The sequence below is a fragment of the Psychrobacter piscatorii genome (genome assembly GCF_904846415.1).
Classification (GTDB): domain Bacteria; phylum Pseudomonadota; class Gammaproteobacteria; order Pseudomonadales; family Moraxellaceae; genus Psychrobacter; species Psychrobacter piscatorii.
Window position 1 is genome coordinate 41,000 of record NZ_CAJHAR010000006.1, and the last position, 17,121, is coordinate 58,120.

Genomic DNA, 17,121 nt, shown 5'->3' on the forward strand with positions numbered 1-17,121 from the left:
TTTCATCCTTTTAAATATTGTTAGATAGAAGGTCATTAATCTCACTGTATTGAGGGTTATCAGATTTTTTGAATGAATTTAAAAAGGAGAACAAACTTACTAATTCTAGGTTTCATCAGGCACTTCAACTTTTTATTGCAATAGATGCCATCATCTTCATTCCACCCCATGTAACAAGTATGACACCGAGTATGATCAAGGATGCACCTAGAACTAGTCCGTCCGGCGGGGATTCACCTTGTAAAAAAATAGCAACAGGAACACCCACAACGGCCCCAACAGACCCTAGTAAGCTTAGTAGAACCGGACCACCCGTTTTTTGAAGTAGAAACAATAATTGAAACTGAGCAGCGAAGATAAAGGCCTGCAAGGCGATCAAACCAAGTGGTAGGAAATCTCCCAGTGGGACAGCAAGTGAGAATATTGGTAAGAGACTTGTTGCGCCAAGTAATATCACAGCCGCAATAAGCATTCCTGGAGCAAGTGCATTGGGAGATGCTCCTTTCGGCCAGCGCAATGTACGATAGAGATTGCCAATGGCAAGCAAAACAGGACCGCAAAGTGCTATAAAAATCCAAAACACACTGGCATCTGGTGCAGAAAATTTGCGTGCAGCCAGTACACCAGCACCGGCAAGTGCCGCTGCAACCCCAAGCGCTCGAACAGTTTGAAATCGTTCCATCCCTAACGCTAATGCCCCAAGATAGGTGAGAAGTGGTGGTAAAGAAATAATTAGGGCTACAAAGCCAGCACCAACATGAGGAACAGCGGAGAAGAAAAGTAAGTTAGACCCTGCAACGCTGACCAAAGCAGAAACAAAGTAATACTCAAAGCTGCGTGTATTGAGAGGTGGAAGTTCATGGCGTAGTAACGCAATAGCTAACAGGATTGTGGCAGCACCAGCAATTGACCAAAATAAAAAGGCAAGCGGAGATAAACCGATTTCACCCGCATATTTTGCCACGTTGGTAGAGATACCAAGTAACGCGCCTCCAACCAGAAGACAAATTAAAGGAACTAACCATACACTTCTACAAGGAGAGCTATTTCGCTCTGTAAACTTAGTCATACAATATCCTAACGGCCGAAAATGACCTTGATGTCAGAATATCATTTAATATCTCTATTTCAAGATAAAAATATTGCTATTATTACTGCTTAAGAGTAATTTTCTCAGTAGAAATAGACATTTTAATATCTCCAAAATCATAAAAATTTTGATCGTAACGAGGAATAAATCAATGCAAACTGAAGGGTGTGTACAAGAAGATGCGGTACAGAAGATTATTAGCCAGTGGCAAGACCAAGGATTTGCTACTGATAGGTTGTTGGCAATGGAGACTATAGGTCGTATCAAGCGGTTAGAAGTGATATTGATGCGAAAATTATCTGCTAACTATAAGATAAATTACCAAATATCACATTGGGAATTTGATGTGTTGGCGACATTACGGCGCATAGGCACCCCATATTTAATGAGCCCAACCGTTTTGTTTGATAGTATGATGGTGAGTTCTGGTACGATGACCAATCGCTTACAGCATTTAGAAAAGAAAAAGCTTATTGAGCGCATTGACAACCCAGATGATAAACGAAGCTTATTAGTCAAACTAACTCCCAAGGGCCTTGACTTGATTGATAGAGCCGTCGCATCACACGTGCAACTGGAGAATGAATTAATGAATGATATTAGTAAGGAAGAGCTACTTATCATCAATTTATTATTAAAGAAAGTCGAAAATCAGCTTCCTACTGTCTAAAAATAAATTTATCTCTATATAGAGATAAATTATTCATGGTCTGGTGATGTGCTCTCACAGAGGGCACGAATATCCTTGCCAGAGTTATTCTAGATGAAGTAGAGGACGCCTATAGCTCGTTTAAAACGACAACGCCCTGCGGGCACTTAAGGATTGACGCCTCTGGATTATTAACCCGTACATTCATCACGCCTCGCTTACCAGAATTTCTGCTTACTTATCCTGACATCACTATTCAATTTGGCCAGAGCGATCGTTTTGTTGATCTAGTGTGAGAAGGGGTGGATTGCGTGTTGCGAGCTGGAACCCTAGATGACAGTAGTATGCGTATGCGCCGTTTGGGTTTTTTGCCCGAAATCACCTGCACCAGTCCAAGTTATCTAAAACAATATGGTAGACCTGAGAGTATCGATGAGCTTGCAGATCATTTCATGGTAGGTTTTGTCTCCTCTCGCACAGGTGATATCATGCCACTGGAGTTTCAGCGTGATGGCAAAATTGAAATGCGCAAGATCTCTGCTAGAGTCATGACAGATAACTTAGACACCGCTGTAGATCTTGCACTTCACGGTCTTGTACTGATTCAGGCACCACATTACCGCTTCGAGCTGTTGCTTGCTTCTGGGTAATTGGTGCAAGTTCTCTCTGACACGTTGCCAGAACCTATGCACTTAAGCGCGATTTACCCTGGTGATAGACGACTATCGCGTCGACTGGATGTTTTTCTTGATTGGGTGGTTAAGATTTTTTCGGAGTTGCCGCAGCATTTGAATACGTCGGTACTGTAGGTTATGCAGTTGGTCACTATATAGGTACTACTATTTACTTTATAGTGACCCAAATTGGCATGTAGTTATTAGTATATAAAAATACTATTAGTATCGACCTTCTAATTTTTGAAGGCTAGACAAGAAAAAATGATATACGTTGCATATTTTTATAAAAAACTGATGACTCAAAGATAAAACAAGCCACTTACTAGTGGCTTGTTTTAGATTTACGTTCTGAAAAACTTTTTAACTATGGCGTACCTGCATGCCCCACCTTAACTTGCGCAGCTAACATACGTCCTTTAGTTTCTGCCTTGCGAGAGGTCTCATCCCAGTCTGGTGCCGCACACATAAATAATGTCTTACCGTCTTTTCCGCCAAGGGCAACTGCAAAGATACCATCAGGTGCAGTATCGATAGTGTCTAAAATTTCACCACCCTCTGCTATACGTACAGCTCGCTGATTTAAAGTATCTGCGATCCACACAGCACCTTTGGCATCTAAAGCTAAACCATCCGGTAATATGCTGGCATTCTCTATACGTAGGCCAAGATTTAGCTCATCACCTAATTCTCCAAAATTAGCAAAGTCACGCTTTTCTCCTAGGCTACCGTCTTCGTTAATATCAAACTGCGTAATTTTATTGCCAAAAAGCTCGTTAACGATCAATCTTTTTTGATCTGCAGAGATAACCATACCATTTGGAAATGCCAATCCTTCTGCAACGATCTGTGAGCTTCCATCAGGCTTAACCAATACAAGCCCTGTATTTTTATGGTCAGCGCCACCCATCAAATCAAAGCCAAAGTTGCCCACATAGGCGTCACCATTAGAGGCTACCACCATGTCATTGGCATGACCACCACAATGCTCCCAAATATCCGCGTGAACGACCAAGTTACCATCATTTTCTAACCGTAATACCTTGCGGTCTTTCATTGATACGACCAGCATACGTCCATCAGGCAGCCACCCTAAACCGGAAGGTTGTTGTTCAACATGTACAATCTTTTCTGCCACTCCTTTATCATTAACTCGATAAACGCCTTGAGTATAGAAATCGACAAACCATAGGGCATTTTGATACCATCGAGGTCCTTCTAGATAGTGAAAGTCATCAACAGCAACTTCTAATTCATATTTCGACATGATCATCTTCCTTGATTGATGGACAAAATTATTTAAAAAAATTTCTTATCAGGCTATTTCTTCATATATTGCAGTAACTTCCTCTAAATTCATATCTTTGGGATTGGTCGCGATTAGTCGTGAATAAGTATTGATGACTATGTCCGCTAGGGCAGGAATATCGTTCTTTGTAATATCCAATTCACTCAAACGGTATTTAAGACCACTGTTTTCCAAAAACATTTTTAGTTGACTAATAAATGAAGTCGCTGCGTCCAAATCTGTCATTCCAGCTATTTGAGTAGGCATGACAGCACGAGCAAGCTCTGCGTAGAGAGGAGCAGCTTCTGATAAGTTAAATGTGAAAACACCACACATAACGAGTGCATTAGCATGTCCATGTGGAATGTGGAAGTTAATACTAAGAGGGTAGGAGAGTCCATGAACGGCGGCTACAGAGGCATTAACGAAGGCGATGCCAGCCAATGTAGAACCTAACAGCATATCAGCACGAGCATCAATATTGTCACCTTGGTTTAACACTTTTTCAAAATTATGCCAAAGCATCTGTAAGCCCTTTAGGGCCAGTGCATCTGAAATAGGATTCTTTTTAGTACGACTCGTGTAGGCTTCAATACAATGCACCATAGCATCAAGCGCGGTTGCTGCCGTGATATGACGGGGTAGTTTTAATGTTAGGGTTGCATCTAATATGGCAACGTCAGGTAGGATTTTAGGAGTATAAATGGCTTTTTTACTGCCATCCTTTGCGGTAATTACGGAGACAAAGGTGGATTCTGCACCTGTACCTGCAGTGGTCGGTATGGCAAACAGTGGTAGTTTTTTGAAACCACTGATATCTTTATCCAAAATATCGTTAACAGACTGAAAGTCGTTCGGATATAAGGCGACAATTTTTGCTGTATCAATAGAGCTTCCACCTCCTAAACCAATAATTAAGTCACATTGATTGTCTCTTGCGAGCTCAATGGCACTTTCAACAACTTCAATCGGTGGGTCAGCAATGACACTATCGAACACAACTACATTGACACCCACTTCCTGTAAGGCTTGCTGAGCGATATCGACATATCCTAGTTCGGATATACCAGTATCTGTAATAATGATAGCTGACGTTGCAGAATATTGTTTTGCTAAAATACCTAGCTTTTGGCGCATAATGTCAGCTTCGCTGACAATATGACCGTTAGTATAAAATTCAATCCCTGCCATTTTATTCTTCCTTGTATATATACACGCTTAGAGACTATCTTCCTGAGCCTAATCAATGCAACAATAAGAGTGCTTTTATATCTATTAGACTCTTATGAAACATCAATACTTGAGTGTTTATTGAGCCTCATTAGCCGATGCTTGTAAAATATTACATTAGCATAAACGTCAGATGGTAGTCATTAAATGATTTAACAGCTATCATTTTAGCTGCTAATTTCGGATGAGTGTTTAGGTGTATGCTTCGCACATTTCTATCCTGTAATTGACCCCTGCCGTCAAATCCGTAGAAATAAACTTAGGAGATTTTAGTTAAGCAGCTTGACGATATCTAATAATTTTGATTTTTTAATAAAAAAGCGCAGCAATATTAGGCTGGATATATAGCAAATATGCTGCTGTTCTAACGGCTACTTCAACCATGAAAAACTCTAATAACCTTCGCTATATTTTTTAATACTTTACAAAGAGTTATCTCAATAAAAGTAGTCTAGCACAGTGCTTATCTACTACAACCCCAAAATATATTGCTAGCTTTTTGATTATATCCATTTTTACATACATCAAAAACAGGCTTGTTACTTAGCAATAATAAGCTTGTTTTTGATGTAGTGACTCTTGCAAATGGGCAATAAGTAGTTTGAGTTTTTGATCAGGTTGCCTTGCCCTAGGGTAAACCGCATACATACCCAATTTCTTTCGCGTAAAGCTTTGCAAAATTTGCGTGAGCATATTTTGCTGCATCTCTTCATAAACTAGCGCTTGCGGTAAAAAAGCGATACCTAAATCGCTAAGCGTGGCTTGTTTAATCGCACTAAGATGATTGCTATGAAATCGACCATAGACAGGCATTAACTGCTTTGTGCCGTCTATATGTAATGGCCATACATTATTAGAGTTGTTATCAAACTTATAAATCAAGCACTCGTGATTCTCTAATTCTTCAGGGGTTTGAGGCATACCATATTGCTTCACATAGTCTGGAGTCGCACATATCACCCATTGGCTGTCTATCAGGCGCTTTGCAATGAGCGAAGAGTCTTCAAGCTCAGCAGTTCTTACTGCTAAATCAAATCCTTCTTCTATCAGATCAACCAATCGATTGGTAATGTGTAAGTCTACGGAAATATCAGGGTGTTGCTTACAGAATTCGGCAATCGATTCGCTCAGTATTAATTTGGCAGAGACCGCTGGCATAGTTATACGTATGTTGCCTTTCATATTTTCACCATAACCCGTTACAGCATTTTCGGCTTCTTTAAAGGCAGATCTAGCAATTTTAGCTTTTTCATAAAGCACCATACCTGCATCGGTTAAGCTCAACTTTCTGGTGGTTCTATAAAGTAACTGAGTATTTAAGTTTTCTTCTAATCTGGCAATACGCTTGCTAACAACTGAATTCGTTAATGACAGTTTTTCAGCGACCTTAGAAAATGACCCTTCCTCAACAACTTGGACGAATAAAACCATATCGTCAGCTTTAATCATATTTGTGCTCCAATTGATACAATGCGGTTTGGATTATAGCAAAAAAAGAAAATAATATTTTCCTTTGATGCAATATATCAATCTATTAACAAGGCGTAGACTATTTTAGGATGTTTTGAACATTAGATCATAGACTAGTTGAAGCTGTGTTTGGCTTTGTCTGAAAGACCGCTAGGTTAAATTAGCAGTCTGTGTTCGTGAGTGTTTAACACAACTTAGTCATTATTGAGCCGTCAAGATAAAGGCTTCGATGACTTGATTCAAGGAAGATTAAGCGACAAAAAAGGATATAGTTTTGAATCAAACAATATATGGTCTACTGGCATTACTGCCAATTGTTCTCTGTGGTATTTTTCTTATAGGCTTGCAATGGTCGGCCAAAAAAACAATGCCAATTATTTTAGTTGTTACCGCTGCGCTTGCCATTTTTATATGGGATATGACGCTTAATCGAGTGTCATCATCTATTATTCAGGGTTTGGTGATAACTGTCTCAGTGTTGTGGATTGTCTTTGGTGCTATTTTTTTACTAAATACATTGAAACATACTGGTGCAATCGCTGTTATCCGTGCTGGATTTACCAATGTATCGCCAGATAGGCGTGTGCAAGCCATTATTATTGCATGGTGCTTTGGCTGCTTTCTTGAGGGTGCTTCTGGTTTTGGTACAGCTGCCGCTATTGCCGCACCTTTGCTGGTGGCAATAGGATTCCCAGCGCTGGGTGCGGTGTTGATGGGGATGATGATACAAAGTACACCTGTATCATTTGGTGCGGTCGGTACGCCTATCGTTATTGGGGTAAATAAGGGGTTGGATACAGTCGCTATCAGCGCGCAACTTGCACAACAAGGCTTGCAGTGGGACAGCTTCTTACAACTGATTACCAGCCAAGTTGCTATGATTCATGGCGCTATTGGTACGTTTATGCCACTTTTCATGGTGATGATGCTCACTCGCTTTTTTGGTAAAAACAAAAGCTGGAGAGAAGGCTTCGCTATTTGGCCATTTGCTATTTTTGCAGGCCTGGCATTTACGATTCCTTATACATTGACGGGCGTTTTTTTAGGACCAGAGTTTCCATCACTGGTTGGTGGTCTGGTCAGCATGGCCATCGTTGTTAATGCTGCTAAAAGAGGGTTTTTAGTACCAAAAACCACATGGGATTTTGAGCCGCAAAAAAGCTGGCCAAGTGAATGGCTTGGTAAGTTGGTGATCAGTAAAGAAGATATTACGCCGGCTTTGAGTGATAAAAATATGTCCACTTTTATGGCGTGGTTTCCTTATTTACTAGTGGCTCTCTTACTAGTGTTTTCAAGAGTATTTACAGGCTTTCAGTCTTTACTTAATAGTGTAACGGTCGACCTAACCTCAATTTTAAGTGAGGCAGATATTAGTGCCAGCTTTAGTCCTTTGTACTTACCAGGTGGCCTGTTAATCATCAGCGCCTTGGTTGCCGCCATTCTTCAAACTAGAAAACCCGTCAGCGCACTAAATAATGCCTTTAAAGAATCAAGTAAAACCGTATTGGGAGCAGGTTTCGTACTTATCTTTACGATTCCAATGGTTAGAATCTTTATCAATTCGGGCATAAATTTATCAGATGTGGCGAGTATGCCGGTTGCAAGTGCAGAGTTGTTTGCGGGTACTTTTGGCAACACCTTCCCCTTAATTAGTGCAACCATCGGTGCCTTAGGTGCGTTTATCGCGGGCTCTAATACCGTATCTAACATGATGTTCAGCCAATTCCAATATGAAGCCGCCATGAGCTTACGGATCTCACCTTCTTTAATCATCGCGGCACAAGCAGTTGGTGCAGCAGCTGGTAATATGATTGCCATACATAACGTGGTGGCTGCATCAGCAACAGTGGGTTTGCTTGGTATGGAAGGCGCCACATTGAGACGTACTATTTTACCCACTCTATATTATGTATTGCTCTGTGGAATAATCGTCATGGCCGCAATTTATATTTTCGATTTTCAAGGCCCTTTAGCATCATGAGTGATACACCATTACAAGATAAGGAGCATCATATCTCTTCGTCAAATCGAGCTTCTCAAGACATAATGAGTCCTGACCACGTGTTAGAAAAACTCACCACTTTATTAGGAGCCAGTAATGTACAAGCAGACCCAGAGAAAAACGAGCATTATAGAATGGGATGGCGCTCTGGTGGTGGAAATGCATTAGCAGTTTTATTTCCACAAACGTTGTTAGACATTTGGCGTAGCCTAGAAGTGTGTGTTGAAGGCGATTGCATTATTATCATGCAAGCGGCAAAAACAGGACTGACTGAAGGCTCAACGCCAAGCGGTAATGACTACGATAGACCCGTGGTTGTTATCAATACCCTTGCTATAGACCAGCTGTACTTAGTGAATGGTAATGAACAAGTAATTAGCTTGCCTGGGGCTACATTGCACCAGTTGCAAAGCCAACTTAATGCCGTAGATAGAGCGCCGCATTCAGTCATTGGTTCATCAACTTTAGGTGCGTCCATTATTGGTGGGGTTTCTAATAACTCAGGTGGGGCTCTTGTGAAAAGGGGTCCTGCTTACACCGAGCTTGCGTTGTTTGCACAAATAAACAAACACGGTCAGCTGGTGCTAGTCAATCATCTAGATGTAGAGTTAGGAAATACCCCTGAAGAAATACTCACTAACTTACAAACAGGTAATTTTGATAAAAGAAAGCTACCTGACACTGGCAAGTTGGCATCTGATAAAGAGTACATCACTAGAGTAAAAGATGTTAATGCAAGCACACCAAGTCGTTTTAATGCTGACAAGCGGAGACTGTATGAAGCAAGTGGGTGTGCTGGCAAGCTTGCTGTATTTGCCGTACGCCTTGACACTTATCCAACCGCTGCAAGGGAGAAGACTTTTTATATAGGCAGTAACAGTGTGAGTGAGCTTGCACAGTTGCGACGGCAGATATTATCGAGCTTTGAAAGTATTCCTGAAGTTGGTGAATATATGCATCGCGATATATTTGATGTATCCGCTAAATACGGTAAAGACACGTTCCTGAGTATTAAGCACCTTGGTACAAATGCTTTACCTAGACTGTTTTCTATCAAAGGCGCTATGGACGCAAAGTTCCATAAGTGGTCGTGGATGCCAAAGCATTTCACAGATAAAGTCATGCAGTTTGTCGCCAATATATTTCCAAAGCATTTACCGAAGCAAATGATTGAGTATCGCGACCAATATGAGCATCACCTAATATTAAAAATGAGTGATGAGGGCATAGAGGAAGCACAAGGTTTCTTGAAAACTTTTTTTGCGTCATCAAAAACCGGTAGCTATTTTGAATGTAGTGAGGAAGAGTCAGAAAGCGCCTTTTTAAATCGTTTTGCAGCAGCAGGTGCCGCATTGAGGTATGAAATTATACATGAAAAAGAAGTAGGGGAGATATTAGCGCTTGATATTGCCATACCACGTAATGAGTTAGACTGGCTTGAAACGCTACCTGAAGAAATCATACAACACTTAGAAAAGAAGCTCTATTACGGACACTTCTTTTGTTATGTATTTCATCAAGATTATATTTTGAAGAAAGGTAGTGACATCAAGCATGTCAAAAAAATGATGTTAGAGTTATTGGGCGCACGCGGGGCAAAATATCCTGCTGAGCATAATGTCGGTCACTTGTACGAAGCGGAGCCTGATTTGCAAAACTTCTATAAAAGCTTAGACCCAACCAACACCTTTAATCCAGGTGTCGGTAAAATGTCGAAAATCAAACGTAATTGCTCGTGCTGTTTGTAATATCGAGTTTGGGCTGCGGCTTGCTGCTTCAAAATAAGTCAGTCGTATCCATCGATTAATACTGAGCTATGTACAATTAGACATCCAAAAATATTACCTAGTTATCTAACAAAATAAAAAGGGTAAACGTATGATTATCTCATCTGCAAATGACTACAGAGCTGCTGCCAAGCGCCGACTGCCACCATTCTTGTTTCATTATATAGATGGCGGTGCTTATGATGAATATACCTTAAAACGTAATACTGAAGATTTATCACAGATTGCTCTTAGGCAACGTGTACTGAATGATATGTCAGAACTGAGCTTAGAGACGCAGTTATTTAACGAAACACTGTCTATGCCTGTAGCGTTATCACCCGTTGGTTTGACGGGCATGTATGCCCGCCGCGGAGAAGTACAGGCCGCTATAGCAGCCGATCAAAAAGGCATTCCGTTTACAATGTCAACGGTTTCTGTTTGTCCGATTGAGGAAGTGGTACCTAAAATCAACCGTCCGATGTGGTTTCAGCTTTATGTATTAAAGGACCGAGGCTTTATGCGAAATGCTCTGGAGCGTGCAAAAGCTGCGGGGTGTTCGACATTGGTCTTTACGGTAGATATGCCAGTACCAGGGGCACGCTACCGCGATGCGCACTCTGGTATGAGTGGTAAAAATTCAGCTATGCGCCGTTACTTACAGTCTGTGACGCATCCACAATGGGCTTGGGATGTGGGCTTGCAAGGTCGACCGCATGATTTGGGTAATATTTCTACTTATTTAGGTAAGCCTACAGGGCTAGAGGACTATATAGGCTGGCTAGGTAATAATTTTGATCCCTCTATTTCTTGGAAAGATTTAGATTGGATTCGTGAATACTGGGATGGGCCGATGGTCATCAAAGGTATTTTGGACCCAGAAGATGCCAAAGACGCTGTACGTTTTGGTGCAGACGGTATAGTTGTGTCCAATCATGGTGGACGACAATTGGATGGTGTTTTATCAAGTGCGCGTGCTCTGCCTTCTATTGCCGATGCCGTCAAAGGAGAGATTAAAATTTTAGCAGACTCTGGCATACGCAGTGGCTTAGACGTCGTACGTATGTTGGCTTTAGGGGCTGATATCTGCATGCTAGGACGCGCATTTATATATGCTTTAGCGGCGGATGGCGGTGCAGGAGTAAGTAACTTGCTAGATTTGATAGATAAAGAGATGCGCGTTGCGATGACCTTGACGGGCGCTAAAACGATTGCTGATATTAATTCACACTGTTTAGTGAAAATAAATAACTAAATTTAGCTTGTTGAGATGAATATTTTATTAATCTCAATTCTTAGCATGTTTAAATAGTAGCGTTTTTAAGCAAATGAAGTAAACTCAGCCAAACCTCTTGCCTAAATAAAAAAGCCTTTCAAGCTATTGAATATAAAGCTTGAAAAGCTTTTTTGTGTTTTGAGATTGTACCATTCTGATTTCTTTAAAAAGGTAAACAAAAATTTACTAAAGCATATTGTCTGTGTGTTCATGAAAACTCGCTGGTTAACGATAGAGAATTCTGCTAATGCTAAATTCGTTAAAAGAATTTAACTACCTATTAAGATAGTGTAACTGAAATTTCAAGCACAGTTGCTTAAAATGCCAGTTACATGAACTAAAAACATGTGTTAATTGAGTGTCAGTCTATCCACCTAATACCTTCAGTCCAATTAATAAGCTAAATGACAAAGTCAAATAGAGGAAGTGTCTAAAGTTATTGGTCTAACCTCAGCTTTTCTGCTATCAACAGCCGCATTTAGGTTTACAAGGAATATAGCAATCGATGCAATGATGCCTGGGATGGCAATGAACAAGAAGTTGGTCTGATGGCTCAGCTCAAGCGTAAGTAATGCACCCGTCAAGATGGGTCCGACGATCGCGCCAATACGACCGATACCTGATGCCCAGCCCATAGCTGTTGTACGAACGGCGGTCGGGTAGTACTGCGCAACAAAGGTATAAAGTAAAATTTGTGAGCCAATCGTGGTCGCGCCAGCAATAGCAATAAGTGTATAGAGCACTACTTGCGGGCTGTTATAACCGAGCATTATCAATGAGACTGCACCTAAAGTAAACATAGTAGTCAAGACAGGTTTAAGATGGAATTTGTCAGCCAAGATACCGCCACCAATGGCGCCAATCATGCCACCGATGTTGAGAGCAAATAAGAAAATCATACTTGCTCCTAGCGAATAGCCTGCTTGAATCATCAGTTTGGGTAACCAACTGGCTAAGGCGTAAACCATCAGTAGACACATAAAGAAAGCAACCCAAAACATAATCGTCGTAAAGCCACGGTTTTTTAGGAACAGTGCCTTAATAGGTGCATCATCCCCTTTGGTGGGTTCATCTAATATTAAGGTTGTTGAAGTAGTAATGTTTTCTTGTGGAGCCAGTTTTTGTACAATAACCTTTGCTTCATTATCCCGTTTTTCTTTGACCAAATACATCAAAGATTCTGGCAGCATTTTCCAGATGATAGGGAGTAATAAAGTCGGTATGCCAGCAATATAAAACATGATTTCCCAGCCAAAATCCACCACTAAAAATGATCCTAATAGTGCTGATGCCATGCCACCGATAGCATAACCACTAAACATCACCGCGACTAAGGTGCTGCGAATGCGTTTTGGTGCATATTCAGACGTTAGGGCCACGCAGATAGGCATGACGCCACCGATACCCAGCCCTGCAAAAAACCGCAAAGTGGCAAATTGGATGGGGCCATTGGCAAAAGCACCAAAAAAGGTAAAACTACTAAAAAGTGCAACGCAGATCATAATCGTTTTTTTGCGGCCGATTTTGTCAGACAACGTACCAAAAATCATTGCGCCAAACATCATACCAAAAAGTGCCGCGCTCGCGAGCAATCCTGCCTGTACGGCGGTCAATGACCACTCTTCCATAAGTAGTGGTAGTGCTACGCCATAAATGACAAGATCGTAGCCATCAAAAATGATAATGAGCAAACACCAAAAAAGCACCTTCCAATGAAAGGGTGTAAATTTGGCATCATCAATGACCTTATTGATATTTAAAGTTGGTGATTCCATTCGACTTTCTCCGTGGGTAATGTCCCTATAAGTACTTATTAAGTTAGGGTTTTATAAGGATCAAGTCAAAAACCCTCTAAGTATAAATTTATACCTAAAGGGTATGGAAGCTGATTGGCGCAGTATCAGTATAAATGGTTATATTCTCTTTAAAAAACTCATTGCCCTAACAATGCCAATGTAAAAATACCAATAAAAAACCGCTCATCTATCTTTTAAATAGATGAGCGGTTTTTTATTTAAGCGTGTTGAGTATTTACAAACTGGATCAGTTCAAAATACCATAAGCAACCAACGCATCGGCAACTCTCTTGAAGCCAACGATATTGGCACCCGCCATATAATCGATATAGCCATTATCGGTTTGACCGTACTGTTCTGAGGCATCGGCTGCGCTATCATGGATACTTTTCATGATGTTTTTGAGACGTAAATCTATTTGCTCAAACGTTTTGTATTGACGTACCGAGTTTTGTGACATCTCAAGTGCAGAGACAGCCACGCCGCCTGCATTGGCAGCTTTGCCAGGAGCATAATGCACACGGTGCAATCGCACATAATCGATTGCCTCGGTAGTCAGCGGCATATTGGCACCTTCAACGACATAGGTAACGCCATTGTCAATCATGAGCTTGGCGTCGTCTACCGTGACTTCGTTTTGGGTCGCTGATGGAATCGCAATATCACCTTTGAACTGCCACGGTTTTTGCTTGGCACACCATTCACCGCCGTACACAGCTACATAGTCCGCCAAAGGTTTACTTTTTGCTTTTTGCGCTTTGAGCCAGTCGATTTTTTCTTGGTTAAAACCCGCTGCATCGTACAAAGTACCTTGTGAGTCTGATACTGTGACGACGATACCGCCCAGCATATAGGCTTTTTCAGCAGCATGTAGTGAGACATTACCTGCGCCTGAAATGAGTATTCTTTTACCTGTAATATTGTCATTTTGCGCCGTAAGCATGTTTTCTAAAAAATATACCGCGCCATATCCCGTTGCTTCTGTGCGCATCAAACTTCCGCCAAAACCAACGCCTTTCCCAGTCAATACGCCGCCATACTCGTGCGTAAGATTTTTATACATGGCAAACATATAACTGACTTCACGCCCGCCGACGCCAATGTCGCCCGCAGGTACATCAATGTCTTTATTCACGTAGTGATGTAGCTCACGCATAAAGGCATAACAGAAGCGGCGGATTTCGCTGTCCGTTTTGCCTTTGGGGTCAAAATCTGAGCCGCCTTTACCGCCGCCCATTGGCAATCCAGTCAGTGCGTTTTTGAATATTTGCTCAAAACCCAAAAACTTCAACACAGACTGATTGACGGTAGGGTGAAACCGAACACCGCCTTTGTAAGGCCCCAGTGCATTGCTAAACTGAACGCGCCAGCCGCGATTGACCTGCACTTCGCCTTGATCATTTTCCCAGTTAATACGGAACGCCATAATGCGGTCAGGCTCAACGAGACGCTCGAATACTTTCAATGCACTGTATTCAGGATGGGCGTCATATAGCGGTGCAATCGTCATGGCAACTTCTTTTACCGCTTGAACGAATTCAGGTTGATGGGCATAACGTGCTTCGACTTTTTCGATGGCCTGACTGATACTCATATGTTTTCCTTGTTGGTATGGCAACGCTCGTGGTAATGGTTTAGCGTCATTAAAATGACTAGGCTTGATTTACAGGTTTTATGCGTCACTGATTCATGGCTAAATAATCTATGGCCAGCTGACTCAGCGCTTTAGTACCGATTTTAAAAGAGGATTCGTCGGCGTAAAAATAGGGAGAGTGGTTGTAAGGGGCTTTACTGGCGTCTTGTCCTACAGGTGTACCGCCTAAGAAAATAAACAAGCTCGGTACTTCTTGAGAATAAAACGCAAAGTCTTCAGAGGCTGTTAGCTTTGGCACATCAAAGACATTATCAGCCCCTGCTACATTTTTGAGTGTGGGCAGCATCTGCGCGGTAAGCGCGGGATCGTTGATGGTGACAGGATAGCCTTTGGTGATTTTGACGTCTGCCTCTGCGCCTGATGCCATGGCTATATGGGAGGCCGTTGTTTTTATGTTGTCAAAAATCTTGGCGCGATTGTCCATATCGAAGTTACGAATCGTACCAATCATGTTGACACTATCTGGAATAATATTGTCACGGACACCGCCGCTTATTTTACCGAATGAGATAATGGCAGGCTCTTTAGTGATGTCAATTTGACGACTGACAATATGATTGACCCCAGTCACAATCTGTGACGCGGCCGCGATAGGATCAACGCCATTCCACGGTGCTGATCCATGAGTCTGTTTGCCTTTTACGGTAATATCAAACGTGTCGCCACTGGCCATGATAGGGCCGCTTCGATAACCAATCTGTCCAGTATTTAGATTCGACATAATATGTAATCCAAACGCAACGTCTGGTTGATACTTTTTAAATATGCCTTCTTTTAGCATCAAGTTGGCACCGCCTTCTTCTCCTTTAGGCGCGCCTTCTTCTGCTGGCTGAAACACGAACATGATATTGCCGCGCAGCTCTTTTTGTACCGCAGCCAATACTTCAGCTGTTCCCATGAGCATGGCCACGTGGGTATCGTGTCCGCAAGCATGCATCACACCCACGTCTTCTCCCATGTATTTGGTGACGATCGTTGATTTAAATGGGACATCGGCTTTTTCGGTGACGGGCAGGGCATCCATGTCTGCGCGTAGCATTACGGTCGGGCCGGGTTTTGCCCCTTTTAAGTAGCCCACAACACCAGTATGGGCGATATCAGTTTCAACCTGCATACCGAGAGATTTTAAATGCTTAGCCACGAGAGCAGCGGTACGGGTTTCCCGGTTACTCAGTTCAGGGTGCTGATGAATGTCGCGTCGCCATTCAATCACCTTTTTTTCAACACTTTTAACTTCTTTATCGATATTGATATTAGCGTGCGCGCTAAATGCACTACAGGCTGCAATGCCAATAACCAATGCTTGCAATGATTTTTTCATATTTCTTCCTTGTTTGGGGTAACGTCCTTGTGGGTAGTGCTTTTATAGCTTGGCTCGGATACGCCGTAGCAGTGACGTGATCAACGCACCAAGTATTGCCGTATAAACTGATTGAATACGTCAGGTTGTTCAATATTCGAGATGTGTGACGCCTCAATGGTAGCGAGCGTAGCATTGGGAATGCGTTCGATCATATACCGAGCATCCTCAACTGTCGTTACCGGATCGGCTGATCCTGCCAATACGGTAATAGCAGCATCAATATCTTGTAATTGCGAACGCGTATCAGCGGTCGATAACGCCTCGCAGCAACTGGCATAACCTTCGCTACTACCAGCGGCAAGCGCCTCAGACAAGGTCTCGACCACATCAGGACGACAGCTGATAAATCCTTGTGTAAACCAACGCGATGCTGCTGTGGCCGCGATAGGATCTAAACCTTGCTCTCGTACCAATTGCGCGCGATCGTTCCAAGCAGCTTCGTTACCAATTTTTGCAGCCGTATTGCACAGCATCAAATGATAAAAGCGGTTAGGATGATGAATAGCCAACCATTGACCTGTCATGCCGCCCATTGAGATACCACAAAAAAAGGCTTTATCAATATTCAGATGATCGAGCAAATCAATGACGTCTTGTCCAAGCTCATCAAGGCTATAAGGGCCTTTTGGTGCAGAGGATTTACCATGACCACGAGTGTCATAACAGATGATAAAGTACTCGTTTTGCAAGTCAGCGATTTGTGGCTGCCACATCTGATAGTTGGTCCCTAAAGAGTTAGAGAATATCAGGGCAGGGTTGTGACGATCACCAAAAGTGGCATAGTTTAAGGTAACGTCTTTATTTTCAAGTACAGGCATAACGATCATCCTTATTTGTCATTGTGGTGTGATTATGATGGTAGT

The 17,121-nt window shown here is 42.1% G+C and carries 13 protein-coding genes; 5 read left to right on the top strand and 8 right to left on the bottom strand.

Features of this window, described 5'->3' with window-relative positions; genetic code table 11:
- Positions 1-124 precede the first annotated feature (124 nt).
- Positions 125-1,069, bottom strand: a complete 945-nt coding sequence (locus JMX83_RS04200) for a DMT family transporter (RefSeq protein WP_201599304.1) — start codon at positions 1,067-1,069, stop codon at positions 125-127.
- 172 nt (positions 1,070-1,241) lie between these two features.
- On the opposite strand from JMX83_RS04200, the gene JMX83_RS04205 reads away from it, so the two are divergent.
- Positions 1,242-1,760 carry a MarR family winged helix-turn-helix transcriptional regulator gene (locus JMX83_RS04205; RefSeq protein WP_201599305.1) on the top strand — a complete coding sequence of 173 codons (519 nt, stop codon included), beginning with the start codon at positions 1,242-1,244 and terminating at the stop codon, positions 1,758-1,760.
- Between the two features lie 290 nt (positions 1,761-2,050).
- Positions 2,051-2,389 carry a LysR substrate-binding domain-containing protein gene (locus JMX83_RS04210; protein WP_201599306.1) on the top strand — a complete coding sequence of 113 codons (339 nt, stop codon included), beginning with the start codon at positions 2,051-2,053 and terminating at the stop codon, positions 2,387-2,389.
- A 391-nt stretch (positions 2,390-2,780) separates the two neighbouring features.
- On the opposite strand, the gene JMX83_RS04215 is transcribed toward JMX83_RS04210, so the two are convergent.
- From JMX83_RS04215 to JMX83_RS04225, 3 genes are all read right to left on the bottom strand, one after another.
- Positions 2,781-3,680, bottom strand: a complete 900-nt coding sequence (locus JMX83_RS04215; RefSeq protein WP_201599307.1) for an SMP-30/gluconolactonase/LRE family protein — start codon at positions 3,678-3,680, stop codon at positions 2,781-2,783.
- A 48-nt stretch (positions 3,681-3,728) separates the two neighbouring features.
- A complete protein-coding gene (locus tag JMX83_RS04220; RefSeq protein ID WP_201599308.1) occupies positions 3,729-4,892 on the bottom strand; it encodes an iron-containing alcohol dehydrogenase in 1,164 nt (387 codons plus the stop codon).
- 582 nt (positions 4,893-5,474) lie between these two features.
- Positions 5,475-6,380: a LysR family transcriptional regulator gene (locus tag JMX83_RS04225; protein ID WP_201599309.1), complete on the bottom strand. Its 906-nt coding sequence runs from the start codon at positions 6,378-6,380 to the stop codon at positions 5,475-5,477.
- A gap of 295 nt (positions 6,381-6,675) precedes the next feature.
- Here JMX83_RS04225 and JMX83_RS04230 point away from each other — a divergent pair, with 295 nt between their 5' ends.
- The 3 genes from JMX83_RS04230 (at position 6,676) to lldD (ending at position 11,424) form a co-directional block, all read left to right on the top strand.
- Positions 6,676-8,382, top strand: coding sequence for an L-lactate permease (locus JMX83_RS04230; protein ID WP_201599310.1), 1,707 nt, complete (start codon positions 6,676-6,678; stop codon positions 8,380-8,382).
- Positions 8,383-8,447: 65 nt separating this feature from the next.
- Positions 8,448-10,151, top strand: a complete 1,704-nt coding sequence (dld, locus tag JMX83_RS04235) for a D-lactate dehydrogenase (protein ID WP_201599375.1) — start codon at positions 8,448-8,450, stop codon at positions 10,149-10,151.
- Between the two features lie 130 nt (positions 10,152-10,281).
- On the top strand, positions 10,282-11,424 hold the full coding sequence (gene lldD / locus JMX83_RS04240) for an FMN-dependent L-lactate dehydrogenase LldD (RefSeq protein WP_201599311.1): 1,143 nt from the start codon (positions 10,282-10,284) through the stop codon (positions 11,422-11,424).
- A 434-nt stretch (positions 11,425-11,858) separates the two neighbouring features.
- On the opposite strand, the gene JMX83_RS04245 is transcribed toward lldD, so the two are convergent.
- From JMX83_RS04245 to pcaD, 4 genes are all read right to left on the bottom strand, one after another.
- The gene (locus JMX83_RS04245; protein WP_201599312.1) at positions 11,859-13,220 is read right to left on the bottom strand and encodes an aromatic acid/H+ symport family MFS transporter; all 1,362 of its coding nucleotides are present in this window, start codon (positions 13,218-13,220) and stop codon (positions 11,859-11,861) included.
- 268 nt (positions 13,221-13,488) lie between these two features.
- The gene (gene gdhA, locus JMX83_RS04250; protein WP_201599313.1) at positions 13,489-14,835 is read right to left on the bottom strand and encodes an NADP-specific glutamate dehydrogenase; all 1,347 of its coding nucleotides are present in this window, start codon (positions 14,833-14,835) and stop codon (positions 13,489-13,491) included.
- An 85-nt stretch (positions 14,836-14,920) separates the two neighbouring features.
- Entirely contained in the window at positions 14,921-16,216 is a 1,296-nt protein-coding gene (locus JMX83_RS04255) for a M20 family metallopeptidase (protein WP_201599314.1), read from the bottom strand.
- Between the two features lie 80 nt (positions 16,217-16,296).
- Entirely contained in the window at positions 16,297-17,076 is a 780-nt protein-coding gene (gene pcaD, locus JMX83_RS04260; RefSeq protein ID WP_201599315.1) for a 3-oxoadipate enol-lactonase, read from the bottom strand.
- Positions 17,077-17,121: the final 45 nt, after the last annotated feature.